This is a genomic window from Reticulibacter mediterranei (assembly GCF_016587455.1).
Window position 1 is genome coordinate 379,922 of record NZ_BNJK01000002.1, and the last position, 13,243, is coordinate 393,164.

The 13,243-nt window shown below is 52.1% G+C and carries 14 protein-coding genes; 7 read left to right on the forward strand and 7 right to left on the reverse strand.

Annotated features, from left to right (window positions below; translation table 11 throughout):
• Nucleotides 1–17: 17 nt before the first annotated feature.
• Nucleotides 18–218 carry a DUF2795 domain-containing protein gene (locus K3T83_RS39910; protein WP_220208717.1) on the forward strand — a complete coding sequence of 67 codons (201 nt, stop codon included), beginning with the start codon at nt 18–20 and terminating at the stop codon, nt 216–218.
• Here the strand turns inward: K3T83_RS39910 and K3T83_RS39915 are convergent, their stop codons facing one another.
• The gene (locus K3T83_RS39915) at nt 219–677 is read right to left on the reverse strand and encodes a winged helix-turn-helix transcriptional regulator (protein WP_220208718.1); all 459 of its coding nucleotides are present in this window, start codon (nt 675–677) and stop codon (nt 219–221) included.
• Nucleotides 678–844: 167 nt separating this feature from the next.
• Between K3T83_RS39915 and K3T83_RS39920 the strand changes: the two genes are divergently transcribed.
• Nucleotides 845–1,276 carry a DoxX family protein gene (locus K3T83_RS39920; RefSeq protein ID WP_220208719.1) on the forward strand — a complete coding sequence of 144 codons (432 nt, stop codon included), beginning with the start codon at nt 845–847 and terminating at the stop codon, nt 1,274–1,276.
• Nucleotides 1,277–1,385: 109 nt separating this feature from the next.
• Complete coding sequence (locus K3T83_RS39925) at nt 1,386–1,793, forward strand: DoxX family protein (RefSeq protein ID WP_220208720.1); 408 nt, start codon at nt 1,386–1,388, stop codon at nt 1,791–1,793.
• A gap of 82 nt (nt 1,794–1,875) precedes the next feature.
• Here K3T83_RS39925 and K3T83_RS39930 read toward each other — a convergent pair whose 3' ends face one another.
• The gene (locus tag K3T83_RS39930; protein ID WP_220208721.1) at nt 1,876–2,742 is read right to left on the reverse strand and encodes a hypothetical protein; all 867 of its coding nucleotides are present in this window, start codon (nt 2,740–2,742) and stop codon (nt 1,876–1,878) included.
• 242 nt (nt 2,743–2,984) lie between these two features.
• Here K3T83_RS39930 and K3T83_RS39935 point away from each other — a divergent pair, with 242 nt between their 5' ends.
• A complete protein-coding gene (locus K3T83_RS39935; RefSeq protein WP_220208722.1) occupies nt 2,985–3,182 on the forward strand; it encodes a hypothetical protein in 198 nt (65 codons plus the stop codon).
• Between the two features lie 718 nt (nt 3,183–3,900).
• Here K3T83_RS39935 and K3T83_RS39940 read toward each other — a convergent pair.
• From K3T83_RS39940 to K3T83_RS39955, 4 genes are all read right to left on the reverse strand, one after another.
• Nucleotides 3,901–5,631 (reverse strand): serine hydrolase, encoded by a 1,731-nt coding sequence (locus K3T83_RS39940; RefSeq protein ID WP_220208723.1) that lies wholly within the window; start codon nt 5,629–5,631, stop codon nt 3,901–3,903.
• An 88-nt stretch (nt 5,632–5,719) separates the two neighbouring features.
• Nucleotides 5,720–6,148, reverse strand: coding sequence for a MarR family winged helix-turn-helix transcriptional regulator (locus tag K3T83_RS39945; RefSeq protein WP_220208724.1), 429 nt, complete (start codon nt 6,146–6,148; stop codon nt 5,720–5,722).
• Between the two features lie 365 nt (nt 6,149–6,513).
• Nucleotides 6,514–7,332 (reverse strand): DnaA ATPase domain-containing protein, encoded by an 819-nt coding sequence (locus tag K3T83_RS39950; protein WP_220208725.1) that lies wholly within the window; start codon nt 7,330–7,332, stop codon nt 6,514–6,516.
• A 25-nt stretch (nt 7,333–7,357) separates the two neighbouring features.
• Nucleotides 7,358–8,620, reverse strand: coding sequence for a hypothetical protein (locus K3T83_RS39955; RefSeq protein ID WP_220208726.1), 1,263 nt, complete (start codon nt 8,618–8,620; stop codon nt 7,358–7,360).
• A gap of 714 nt (nt 8,621–9,334) precedes the next feature.
• On the opposite strand from K3T83_RS39955, the gene K3T83_RS39960 reads away from it, so the two are divergent.
• The gene (locus K3T83_RS39960; protein ID WP_220208727.1) at nt 9,335–9,523 is read left to right on the forward strand and encodes a hypothetical protein; all 189 of its coding nucleotides are present in this window, start codon (nt 9,335–9,337) and stop codon (nt 9,521–9,523) included.
• Nucleotides 9,516–9,728, forward strand: coding sequence for a hypothetical protein (locus K3T83_RS39965; RefSeq protein ID WP_220208728.1), 213 nt, complete (start codon nt 9,516–9,518; stop codon nt 9,726–9,728). The genes K3T83_RS39960 and K3T83_RS39965 overlap by 8 nt, the downstream gene beginning before the upstream one ends.
• 65 nt (nt 9,729–9,793) lie before the next feature.
• On the opposite strand, the gene K3T83_RS39970 is transcribed toward K3T83_RS39965, so the two are convergent.
• Nucleotides 9,794–10,207 (reverse strand): RidA family protein, encoded by a 414-nt coding sequence (locus K3T83_RS39970; RefSeq protein ID WP_220208729.1) that lies wholly within the window; start codon nt 10,205–10,207, stop codon nt 9,794–9,796.
• A 293-nt stretch (nt 10,208–10,500) separates the two neighbouring features.
• On the opposite strand from K3T83_RS39970, the gene K3T83_RS39975 reads away from it, so the two are divergent.
• Nucleotides 10,501–13,227 carry a winged helix-turn-helix domain-containing protein gene (locus K3T83_RS39975; RefSeq protein WP_220208730.1) on the forward strand — a complete coding sequence of 909 codons (2,727 nt, stop codon included), beginning with the start codon at nt 10,501–10,503 and terminating at the stop codon, nt 13,225–13,227.
• Nucleotides 13,228–13,243: the final 16 nt, after the last annotated feature.

Genomic DNA, 13,243 nt, shown 5'->3' on the forward strand with positions numbered 1-13,243 from the left:
AACGAATGGAGATGACGATGAATGTTGATCAAAAGCATCTCAACCAACTATTGCGAACACTTCACTATCCCGTGAGCAAAGGGGATTTAATCGAGCTTTTCAGACAAAATGGCCTCGAAGCCGGTCTGATAAGCGAGCTTGAGGCCATTCTTCCCGATAAAGATTTCAACTCCGCTAATGAGGTGCTGGACCTCATCCCCACATGGGAGGAGAGCTAGTTACATCAACTGGCTAATCAAGCTGTTCGGGCCAGCAAACACAGCACCGCCGTTGCGTACGGTTTCACGAATGAGTTGAATCATCTTCTCACGCTCGGCCTTCATCAAAGCGATCCAGGCCGGGGGCGCGCCTGTCTGTGGATCGTGTTCAGCGCTCCAGTTCGCAATCTCCACCAGGACCGGAATGAGGTCGAGACCTTTTTCCGTCAAGACATAACGCTCTTTGCGCACATCTGTAGGGTGGGGCAACTTCGTGAGAATGCCCTGCTGCTCCAGGCGCGCCAGCCGATTGGCGAGAATATTGGTCGCGATTCCCTCCTCGGACGCCAGAAACTCTCCATAGGTCTGCTTCCCAAAGTACACAATATCACGAATAATCAAAAGCGACCACGTATCGCCAAATGTCTCCAACGCAAAGTTGATCGGGCAATCTGAGCGCCTGTGTTGTGTATGCTTCATGCTGCGCTTCCTTTATAAGATGGATTGTTGCTCCATTGTCATATGAATTTTGGCATTATTTAAAAATCGGCCTCATTTCGTTTCCGCTTTTTTCCACCACATAAGAATAGTATAGTGTAGTCACTTGCGAATTGCAAGTCATAAGAAAATCAAAAAGGAGCATCAAAATGAAGAATACACTCAGCATTCGATTAGAAAACGGAAACGCAAAGACAGGTCGCAAAGCAATGTTCAAGAGCGCTGGTCTGTGGACGATTCAAGTATTACTTGCCCTGGTCTTTCTATTTGCAGGTAGCATGAAATTGATCACTCCCATTGATGTAATGATGGCACAGATGGCGGTGCCGCTGCCCGGTTGGTTCGTCCAGTTTATCGGCGTGGCTGAGGTTGCCGGGGCGCTCGGCCTGCTGCTACCTGGCCTCTTCCGCATTCGCCGCGTTCTGACGCCACTTGCCGCCTGTGGCCTGATCCTCATCATGATTGGCGCAACGATCATCACTGCCGCGACGATGGATGTCGTCTCCGCGCTCTTCCCGCTGGTGGTTGGCCTGCTCTGCTTGCTGGTTGCATATGGCCGCCGCTCCTGGCAACTGGCCTAGCATCCAAACAGCCCTCCCGTGAGGGAGGGCGGAAATCGGTAACGCTTTTATAGTCCCGAATAAACAAGATATAATTGAGAACAAGATACTGTTGAGGAGAGATTTACCCATGCAATCAACCATCAAAACCACTGCGACAACCAGACCCATGCTCTGGACCGGACGCATTCTGACCGCCCTTGCCGCGCTGTTCTTATTGTTTGATGGCGTCACGCACGTTATGCAAATCGCTCCCGTCGCGGAGGCAATGACCCAGCTGGGTTATCCCGCAAACGCGGCGCTGACTATCGGCATTATCCAACTCATTTGCTTGCTGCTCTATCTGGTTCCGTCTACCTCGCTGCTCGGTGCGGTTCTGCTGACCGCCTACCTCGGTGGAGCGGTCACCACCAACCTGCGCATCGGTGCCCCGCTGTTTAGCAACATCCTCTTCCCGGTCTATGTCGGCCTGTTCATCTGGGGTGGTCTCTACCTGCGCGACGAGCGGTTACGAGCGCTTTTCCCACTCCGCAAATAGAGATACCACCGCTTAATAGACCAATAGGCTGATTTCCTTGATGAGCTTGCTATGATTTTCCACATCAACTAAACGTTACAGGTCAATTAATGGTTATTGGGCCAAATTCAGTTAGCTCATCAAGGCGGCCGGCAAGAAGTCTATCAAAGGTACTGTCGCCAACCATAAGATTGCCAAATTGGTCCGTCAGAATACGTGCGAATGCATCGGTTGTAAAATTGTGACCCTGGCCGATTGTCTCATTGCCGTGGCTGCTATGCATTTTTTCTATAGCCTCTTGTACCTCGTAAGAGCCAGTATTCCAACCTGTCCACTGCACACCATTAGTAATGACGTTCAACGGAAAAGAGACTTTGTCAAAAAGAAAAGTCTCAAATCCTGTAGCAATGATATTTGAGATGACGGCTGACGCGAGAACTCGATCGGCAATCACTGAAGAGGGGATAGAACCTACTGCTGCTATACCCAAAGCAAGAGCGACCTTAGCTCCAGGGTTGACCAGCATCCCTGCTAGCCAGTCATTAAACCTGACCGCCATCTTATGCCCCTCGATCAACACCCTATGCCCGTCAGTCCACGCCTTACGTAGAAACATCTCTTGCGTCTCGGCCAGCTCCTTAAGAGATGAGATCTTACTATCCAGTTTCGCAATTTGCAAACCAGATTCCCATAAGTCTTTTTGCCTGCGTATTCTATAACGCGCCGGATTCCACAGCCTGCTTCCCAAGCTCAAATGGGAATCAGCCACAAGACTTCGACTCGCCTCTTCAATATCCTTTTTTAGTTCCTCTATCTGTTGTAATTTATTCTTTATCCCTTGCACCCGTTCTAAATTTATTGAGTAATATCCATCTTCTGCACCTCTTGAAATAATGTTTAACCGTTCGAGAAGTTTTCGGCTATCGTCGTTCGGGATGGATTCGTGGACAGGTGGTACTCTATCGGACACTACGACAAGGCTCGGTTGCGGGCTTTCTGGTGCGGTGTTCTGGACTACATCACCTGATGGTGAGGAGAGGTCTAGTTGCTGACTTTCTGATCCGGTAGGCTGTGATGCAGGCCTCTCCAATGATCGAGGACTGGAGGGACGATAAAGGTCTAGTGTGGTGACAGGTGCTCCTGTCGAGATTGATGCAAGTTCCATCGATGAACGATGAGGGCCTGTTGTGATGTCTGCAGCTCCCGTTGAACGTGATGCAAGTTCAATACTACCCGATCGAGAACTGGAGGGGCGATAAAGGTCTGTTATGGGGCCTGATGCTCCTGCTGGACGTGCCGCACGTTCAATTGATGATTGAGGGCGATAAAGGTCTGTTATGGGGCCTGATGCTCCTGTTTGCCGTGCCGCACGTTCAATCGGCGGTTGAGATCTGGACACACTCTCCCTAGAACTGCTTTTCCTTAACATAGAACGATTTTCCCTTACATATTCATATTTTTCGGACCCTTTCGACAAAGGGCTTGCAGGGTGAAATCCTGCGTGAAAGATGCTATCAGGGAAAGACCTGGCTTTCCACACGGCTTGACCAGGAGAGAAAGGTCGTTCTTCCTCTAACAACTTTCCAGTCGTAAAAAGCCAGTCTACGCCTATACTTTAGCCATACGAACGAATAACTAGCGAGTACACAGGCATACGGTCTGGAAGTCAAGGAAAGACAGCATTGTCAGGAGCAAGCAAAAATCGCAGCGTCATTGGGGAACTGGTCACTGATGGCACTAGCAATGGCAGTATCGCCCAACTTCACACTTACTTATGCAAAGAATAAAGGATGAACACCTTTTTTGTCAAGATCTTCTTACTAATGTTGGTTAATGTCAGTTTTATTTTCTCAGATTATAAATATATAAATCTGTTGGAATTTCACTATTGAGAAGAAAGTAAAGGGGAACAGGAACTTTCTGAATAACCTGCGCCTTAAATCGCACAGCCAGCAGCTTCATTTGATGGAGCTGCTTTTTATGAAGATATTTTCATAAATAAATAGTACTCTAGAAGTTGAAATTTCTGCAAATATTCTCTATAATGGGAGAGCAGGCAAGGGAGGTTTGCACCGTTTGCTCGTCTTGAAAAGCCATTCCGCATATTTCCTTTGCCTGCTACCAATCTCTACTCCTCCACTTTCCTCTTCGCCGTCATCGTCCCCTGTGGCTGCGTCAGTACTGCGTCAGTGACGGTTCCCTGCTCATTCTGCTTGAATTCGATGCTGAAGCCCGCATGGCCCTTGATCTGGAAGGCGGTGCCTTGATAGGGGAGTAGTTCGTAGTCGGGTTGACCCGGCACGGTCAGGTAGAGCGTCTTCTCCCCTCTCAGAGCGACAGTACAGGTCAGGCCCAGCACTTCATAATTGCCCACAAATTGCTCCAAAAAGCTCTTCTCTTGCATCTCTTTGTTGGCAGCTCGCTTGAATGTGATCTCCTTCACCGCCGGTTCGAGCGCTATCGACAGGCTCTCGATCTCTCCCTTTGGTCCGATGAAAAAGTGGACCTTTGAGCTGAAGAAAAAGCGCCTGACCACCGCCAGGAAGATGTCGTAGTGGAAATGCGTCAGTGGAGCATCAAGCTTGTTAAGCGTAAGCCACAACTGCTCGCCCTCGCGCCGAACCACGATAGTTCCATAGCCGGGATGCTCGAATTCGCCGGTATAGGCGTCCAGATCGTGGGATGGCTGCGTGTCAGGCACTCTATCATCGTAATTCGGCTCTATGCCCTTCTTCAGCGCATCCATCACTTCCCGATATTCTTTCCCTATCCGCTCGTTCCATCCGATCTCATCCATACCAAGCAGGCGATCACAGGCATTGTAGGTAACGACCGTGTGGGCCGGGCAGCCGTCCTTGTTGCTCAAGATGACGATGCCGATGTTGTCGTCGGGCAAGAAGGTGGTGAGCAAACTGAAGCCATCGATGCCGCCGCCGTGCTGCACCAGCAGGTGTCCACGATAGGTCATAACCATCCAGCCTAGCGCGTAACTGGCGGGAGAGAGTTCGGTGTAGCGGCGCGGCCCTGGAATGACCATCTGCGGCGTGTGAATCTGCGCGAGTTGGCTCTCCGCGATGATCTGTTGTTCGCCAACTTTGCCCTTGTTGAGCTGGAACAACAGCCACTTGCTCATATCCTCTACACTAGAGATGATACTACCTGCCGGACCAACAGCCTGTTGCCGCTCGTAGAAATCGATCTCCTGCACCTCGTCGTTCACATCGTCATAGGGCAGCGAAAAATCAGCGCGGCTTTTCGTGTCGGCAATCGAAAAGTTGCTCGCGGTCATGCCCAGGGGCGCGAAGATGCGCTGCTGCACAAACTCTTCCCAGGTCTGGCCGCTGACCTTTTCCAGCAAATAGCCAGCGGTCATATACATGAGGTTTTGATATTGCCACAGGTTGCGGAAATCCTGGCTCGGCTCCAGATATTGTAAGCGGTCAAATATTTCCTGGCGCGAGAGGGGCGAATTATACCAGGCTCTATCGTGTCGTGGCAGGCCAGAGCGGTGTGTCAACAGGTCGCGCGGGGTCATACGCTCGCTGGCGACGGGATCATGCAATTTGAAGGCCGGCAGGTAGTTTCTCACAGGAGTATCCCATTCCAGTTTGCCCTCGTCCACCAGCAGGCCCAGCGCGGTTGCGGTAAAAGCTTTGGTGCAGGAAGCAATGGGAAATAGCGTGTTGGGCGTCACATCCAGGCTTTGTGCCATGTTGCGCTTGCCAAAGCCTTGCGAGAAGACGACCTTGCCATCTTTGACAATCGCAATCGCCAGCCCCGGAAGTTGCCACTCCTCAATGGTGGCATTGATAAAATCATCGAAACCCTGCAATTGCGGCGTTGCATCAATCTGCGTCATAGAAACTCCTTTCTCTCTTGCTCGTTGACTTACTTTCGTCTAAGTTACGTTTTATGAGCAATCGGGTTACAGGGGCAGCAGCATTTTATCAAGAGGGGCGTGAATGAAGCAGGACGCTGAGCGCCTCGACCAGAGCCGGAGCAGTTGTATACAATTCGGCCAGCATCGTGCTAGAGAGGCGCTGAAGCAGTTCTTCGCCTTGATTTGTTAGACAGACGAGGACGCGGCGATGATCCTCCTCGTCGCGCTTGCGCTCAACCAGATGGTGCTCGGCCAGGCGATCAACCAGTTCGACCGCACTGTGATGCTGGATCTGCAACCGCTCGGCGATCTCGCCAATCGTCGCCTTTCGTCCCACCGGCAAGCCTTTCACCGTCAGCAAAAGTTGATGCTGCTGCGGCTCCAGGCCGACCAACCGTGCCTTGCGCTCGCTAAAATGGATAAAGCGACGTAATTGATAGCGAAATTCTGCCAGTGCTTGATAATCTTCCAGAGCAATCTGTTCTGGTTGTTGCATAGCATGCTCCTCTTTCTGGGGGGTCTCTCTCTCCTCTCTATTATAGAACGGCATTTCCTGCTGGCAAGTGCCACTTCGCAGTAGAGCGATTTATCGTGTGGGGTAAGCTCCTCTTATGTGGCTCCCCATCCGTAGCGACAAAGGGCGGCGTGGAAAGGTTGTGGGGGCCTTGCGCTTGTCGCCGTTGGGTCACGCGAAAACCGGGAAACAGAGAAACGATATGGCGAGGGCGACAAGCGCAGGGCCCCCGCCAAGACCCCCAACAACCCCTTGTCGCTACGGAAAACCCAACATATTCTGTTCCTCACCATTTTTCCTCTTCAATTACCAGATGCACCAATTATCGCTCTACTACGAATCTGCCTTTATGCCTGTTCCTGTCGATAATCGGTGCCACCAACCATTTTGATCGTAGCCAGGCCACGCGAGAGGCGAGAGCAGGCGGCCTCACCAATATAGCGAGGCAAAGCTCCGAGATTGTTCATTGACAGAATGGTCGGCTTCGCGGACAGGTAGCGCTCGTCGATGATGGTGTAATAGAGATCCTCGCGCGTCTCCGTATGCTTGTATTTATCTACGTCATCCAGAATCAGGATGTCAGCAGTTGTGGCCCGGCGCAACAGCGTATGATGATTGGCGATTCCCTCGCTGAAGCGCGCCTCTTCGTAGGCCATGAAGAATTGCGGGGCAGACGCAAACAGGCAGATGATCGGCGGCTGCATTTCGCGCAAATAGTTGGCGATGGCCGCCTCCAGATGCGTCTTGCCAACGCCATACCAGCCGTAAATGATGAGGTTGCCGTGCGGCACGAGCGCGAACTCCTGCGCCTTTTTGAAAGCCTGGGGGAAGCGCGTGGCATCATAATTATCGAAGCGCAAAGTATTGAGATACCCAACGACCTCCTGACTCACCCACCGCTTGCCCAACCAGCCGCCATAGGCATAGGTGCGCTGCTCGTGGAGCCAGGCCGCCCTGCGCTCGGCCTCCTCATGCTCCTGTTTCGTCCGACGCTGACAGGCACAGGAGCGGCGCTGCCAGTGGCCCAGCGGATTCGCGTATGGCTCGATGCGGCCGCACGTCTCGCACTCCCAATACAGTTCGTCAGGCGGAGGTGTGGCCGGAACCTTGATCCATGATCGATCAGCCAGCTTTGTCCATCCACTTCCAGAACGTCGTTGCGTCATCTTCTTTCCACCCTTCGTTTATAGTTTACTGTATACCCTGCTGCATTTTCTCCCTGATTTGCGACAGATAAGCCCTGCGCTCTTCCAGGGACATCTCCATCAGTGCAACCGTTGCGCGGCTCTGTTCGATCTGCGAGATAGCGCTGGCAACAGTTGCATATGCACGCCGATGCACGATTTTCCGCATCATGCTATCAAAATGACGCGCCACATGCCACAGATCAACGGTCTGCATCGGCCACCAGTCATCGCAAAACGCCTGATTGACCCCTTTCATGTATGAGAAGACTGCATCAACCTCGGCGAGCGTCTTCTTGCGACCCACAAGGGTTATCGCCGCCTCCAGAGCCATGCGATACTGAGAGTTGGGCTTCTTGTTATGCGGCAACTGGTAGCCACGATAGTAGTCGGCAAGCGCCTGCAAAGCTTCAACCGTCACAGGCTGCGTACAATCCGGCTTCTCTGGCCCGCCATCCACAATTTTTATATTATTTATATCTTCTACAATATTTTGCTCGTTTTGCAATTTCGCGGCCATTTCCCCTGGCGTTGCCCCCTCCTGTATTCCTTTTTGTGGAGAGGATGGTTCCTGAACTATAGGAAATGGAGAAGAAAGAGAAGAGGAAGGTGTGGCGATGGCGTCAGCCTCGCCACCTATTTCTCTATTACCCTCTTTTTTATCTCTTTTATCTCTAGCGTCATCCTTACTACCCATTGAAGCAGCTTGTGAAGTGGGTGCAGTGGCTATATCGAAGAGTGACGGTCCGACACTTTCAGGATGCACATCTGCACTTTCAAGATGCACATCCGCAACCGTGGAGGTAAGAACGACATCGTTAGTTGTAGGTAAACAGACGATGCTATTTGGCAAAGAGGTTCGCGAAAACATTAGTCTGCGTGTATGCCTTTGCGCGTAATGGGCCAGTGCACACCGAATGTTTTCAACAAAAATGCTGTAATAACACTTGTGCGGGAATGTCTGAAGAAAGCCTAAACGTTCTAACTTATGGATCATATCGCCCAGAACTCTTTTTGAAACACTATTATCGATAGTGACAAGTATTTCATCATAAATGCGACAAATAGTGATGGTGTGGATAGTCAGGGGATCAATATTTTGCTCTCTCGCCTCACGCCCTGCTTCATAGAGGAAATAGCTGAGCAGTTCTCCCAGTTGCGTGCTGCCCTGACAAATGTATCGTAAGCAAGGACGTTTAACAATAAGCTTTTCTTCAGGAAAAACAACCGGCCAGACATTTGACCGATTGGTCGTTCTGTGTTGTGCCATTATTCACCTCATCTTCTTCCAACTAACATTTATACAGGTTTTAACGCTTCGCTTCCCCCCTATTTTCCCCCTGTAGATATCCCTCACCTATCAGCCATCTACCACCTCCAGGCCTGTTATCCTTATAATTTCATATGCTATGCTTATAAACATATGCCGTCTGAAATTGAGAACAGAATAGCTTTATGTATCTTAGATAAGCTGATAAGGAAAGTATAGCCAATGCAGCGCTTTTTTTCAACCGTTTTTAGCTGTGTTTTTGCATTATTCATACATCCATAGATGTTTTCACGCTAGAAAGTTGCCCTTTCTCAATAATAAATAGAGGTAAAATCAGTTTTAAAGCAGGTTCTCATAGCAACATAAGAGCTATTACTGATAACGTTGTCATTCTATCATAAAGGGAAAGAGAGATAATAGTACTAAAAAGTGAAATATTTTGACTTTACCATAAATCATGTTAAAATATAGGTGATGAACGGAGAATGGTTAGTTGGTTGTGCAACGCAACGGAGGACTCTGTTCGCGCCTCATAACCAACCTCCCGAACCTTCTTCATCTCTCGCTTACTTGCTCTCTCGGTTTTTATAATCTGGACCTCTATTGTGACCTGCTTTCGTTTGTGGCTCTGGCTATACTGAGAGTAAGTAAGATCGGGGGTATGTCGTGGCGAATAGCATTAAATAAGTGGTAAAGGAAAGGAAATCAGGAACTATGCGTGTGAATACTCTATTGCAGCGTCAGCAAGGGGTATCGAAACGTTCGGAAACGCCTTCTTCCCCTAATCCAACCGATCTGCACCGGTCTCGTCGTCTCCCAATACCTCGCAAGGCTCCCGCTCCCACTCATCCCAAATTGTCGTATAACTGCCCGTCCGCGTGGCAGGAGCGCCTGCATGGGTAAAAAGCAGGATGTGCCAGCATCAACCTTCACTGTTCTGGCAACCTTCAACGAGGTCATCGCCCTCGGTGCAGCGGTCACGACCTATCAGCGCCAGGTCGCATTTGCCCCTGAGCCACGCAAAGTGTATCAGGAAAATGCTCGCCTGCTCGAACGCTTCCAACGACGCCTGGTGCAACAGATAGATCACGAAGAAGAGCCATACTGACTGCTTGCTTTACTTATTAATATATCGTCGGGATCATCGCTGCCATCCATGATCCCGACCTCGCTCTAGCCTGCTATGGGCAGCACGGCAATCGCATCTATCTCCACCAGGAAGTCCGGGTGCGCCAGTCCTGCCACATACATCATCGTGATGGTTGGCGGGTTGGGACGCTGCCCCCAGACGCGCTGGAATGCTGCAAATCCCGGTGCTAGCGGTTGCCCTTGCACGAGATAAACATTCCACCTGACAACATGCTCTAATCCGGCTCCAGCAGCGGCCAGAGCCTTCTGCACATTTTCGAGAGCCTGCACCGCCTGCTGCTGCACGTCGCCCTTTCCGACAACGTTTCCCGCCGCGTCCACCGCATCCTGACCACCAACATAGATGGTTTTCACAGGACCACTCACGGCAATCACCTGCGTAAATGCTCTATTTTTGTGCATATCGTCCGGGTTGATATGCTCTACTATAGCGCTCATATACTTCTCCCTCCTTTTCTCTTCGCTGCATAATAAAACGCATGTTCGCTTTTCCACGATCAGTGTACCATCAAAAGCGGGCATTCCTCTTCCTATTTCCTGTGTTTATTGCTTGAAGCATCCACCCTCCAACTGCTATACTAGGGTTCGGGGATGTGGTGTATCCGCCCAAATTCTCCGGGTATAATCGAATATGGCAGGGGGGCGAGGACCAGCCATCGCCCCTGCCATATTCGGCCTCACCCCGGAAGATTTCAGGGCTGCTTCCGCTTAGCGAGAATGGATAATTGACAATGCAATTACAGGACACCACAACCTTCATCTTGACCAGCCGATTACGGGTGCCACGCCTTCCCATACAACATATTCCTCGCTTACGCCTGCTTGCTCTGCTCGAACAGAGCGCGCAACGAGCATTAACGCTGGTTTCGGCTCCGGCTGGCTCTGGCAAAACGACGCTGCTAGCGGAATGGAGTAACGCAACTACTCTACCAGTAGCCTGGCTCTCGCTTGAGACGACAGAAAACGATCCTATGCGCTTTCTCTCCTATCTGCTGGCGGCGTTGGCCCGCCTGGATCAGCACATTGGCGGCACCGTGCGGATGGAGCAGTATCCCCAGAACTATGAACAGGCGCTCACGGCTCTTCTCAACGACATCGATAGCTTGCTGCATGTGGATGTCGCGCTGATCCTGGACGATTATCACCTTATCACCTCCGACGCGATCCATGCTGCGCTGCACTTCCTGCTCGACCATCTGCCCCCACGCCTGCATCTCATCATCGGCACACGTGTTGATCCTCCGTTGCCACTGGCCCGCCTGCGTGCGTACAATCAATTGAGCGAGATACGAGCGCAAGAACTCCGCTTCGTTGCTGACGAAGTGGAAGCGTTCACTCACGCGATGGGCTTCTCGCTCCCGCAAGAGGTGACCAATCTGCTTGAACAGCGCACCGAGGGCTGGATTGCTGGCATCCAACTGCTCACCCTGGCCCTCCGCGGACATAACGATCCCCTCCCCTTTCTGCATGCATTTCGTGGCGATCATCACTTCTTTCTCGATTATGTGCGCGAAGAAATCCTGTCGCAACAATCACCCGATATGCTGCGTTTCCTGTTGCATACATCCATTCTCGAACGCCTCACGGGTCCACTGTGCGATGCTGTGACGGGACAGGCAGACGGTCATGCGCGACTGGCGGCGTTGGTGCAAGCCAATCTCTTTGTGTGGACGCTGGATGAAAGCGGGACGTGGTATCGTTACCATCCACTCTTTGCCGAAAGTCTGCGTGCCCACCTGCTCAACCAGGAGCCGGAACTGCTCCCAACGCTCTATCAACGAGCTGCGAGCTGGTATGAACAACGGGGCTGGATCGAGGAGGCGTGCGATTATGCGCTGCTGGGCGGCGATCAGATCCACGCCGTCCGCCTGCTCAAACAGTTGTTGCCAGGCTCGATTACTGAGGGGAAATTCCACTCATTGAATAAATGGCTCGCGCAACTCTCGCCGGAGGTGATTGCCTCTTCACCAGAATTATGCGTGGCCTCGACCTGGACAACTTGCTGTTACACCAGCAGTCCAGAGGAGACTATCGCATTTATGCAAGAACAGATTGAGGAGCACGGCGAGGACGACGCAACGGACTGGGCCGATCTGCAACGAGAGTTGGAACTGTCTCAGGCGTGGCTGGCGCTGGCTCGTAACGACATTGCACGCACTATCTCCCTGGCTCAGGAGACGTTGCGCTCGCTGCCCAGTCCTGCGCGCCCTCTGGACACGATGGTTGCCGTACGCCTGAAGGTGACGCTCAGCACCGCTTATTATGCCAGTGGAGACCTGCCAGCCGCCGAGCGGCTTCTCCTCGATGCAACGCGCGAAACCGGACGTTTCCGCTCCCTCAATCTATTCGCAGCTGGCAAACTGGCAGAACTGTACGAAATGCAAGGCCAGTTACGCAAAACCGGGCGGCTCTTCCGCGACATGTTCCAGGTTCTTGGTCAGCAAAACAACCAATCGCCTCTGCTGCATGGGCTGCTACAAACCCGCCGGGCAGCACTGCTCTACGAATGGAACAGGTTAGAAGAGGCCGAAACGATGGCACAACAGGCGATGGAGGCCGGTCAGAGCTTGCGTCTCCCGATCCCGCTCTTCGCTATGCTCAATCTCTGGGTGCTGGGACGCATCGCGCTGGCACGAAGTGAGGACGAACGGGTCAGCACGCTTCTCGAACAAGCACAGCGCGCTCTGACAAGCTGGCCAGACCCGGAGCAGATGCCCATGATCCAGGGTGCCATCCCCGCTTACGGCATCCCTGCACGTCTGGCGCTGCTGGCTGGTCGGCTCGATTTGACGACATGCACCTGGGAAGAGACGCGCGAGATACACTTTGACGATCCGCTCAAACCGCCGCTCTCAAGCTGGAACTATTTCGATTACGTGACGCTGGCACGCCTCCTGCTGGCTCGTGGACGTAGCCACGCCCCGTCGCTCATTCAGGCGCAAACCCTGCTCGATCGTTTGCGTGAGGTCTGCGCCGATTACAACGGCTGGTTGCTCGAAATACAGATTCTCTCCGCGCTCGTCCTTCAGGCTCAGGGCAAGATCAGGCAGGCGCTCAACACGTTGGGGTCGCATCTGGAGCTTGCCGAAACTGAGGGTTATGCGCGCCTGCTTGCCGACGAGGGCCAGCCCATGCGACACCTGCTGACACAGATCGCACCCTATACAGCAGCCTCTTCCGCCTATCTGCAAAAGCTGCTCGACGCGCTTCGTGCCCCTGTCGAGATGCCACCGACACTACAACGAGAAGAGCAGGCAGACAGAACAACTACGCTGACTGCACGTGAGTTAGAGGTATTACATTTGCTTGCCGATGGCGCATCAAATCAGCAAATTGCGCATCAACTGGTTATCAGCCTGCATACTGTCAAGCTGCATGTCAAACATATCTTCAACAGGCTGGGCGTGACCAATCGTACGGGCGCGGTGGCTCGCGGACGCGAACTCGGCCTGATCTAATACAGATTGAAGGAAA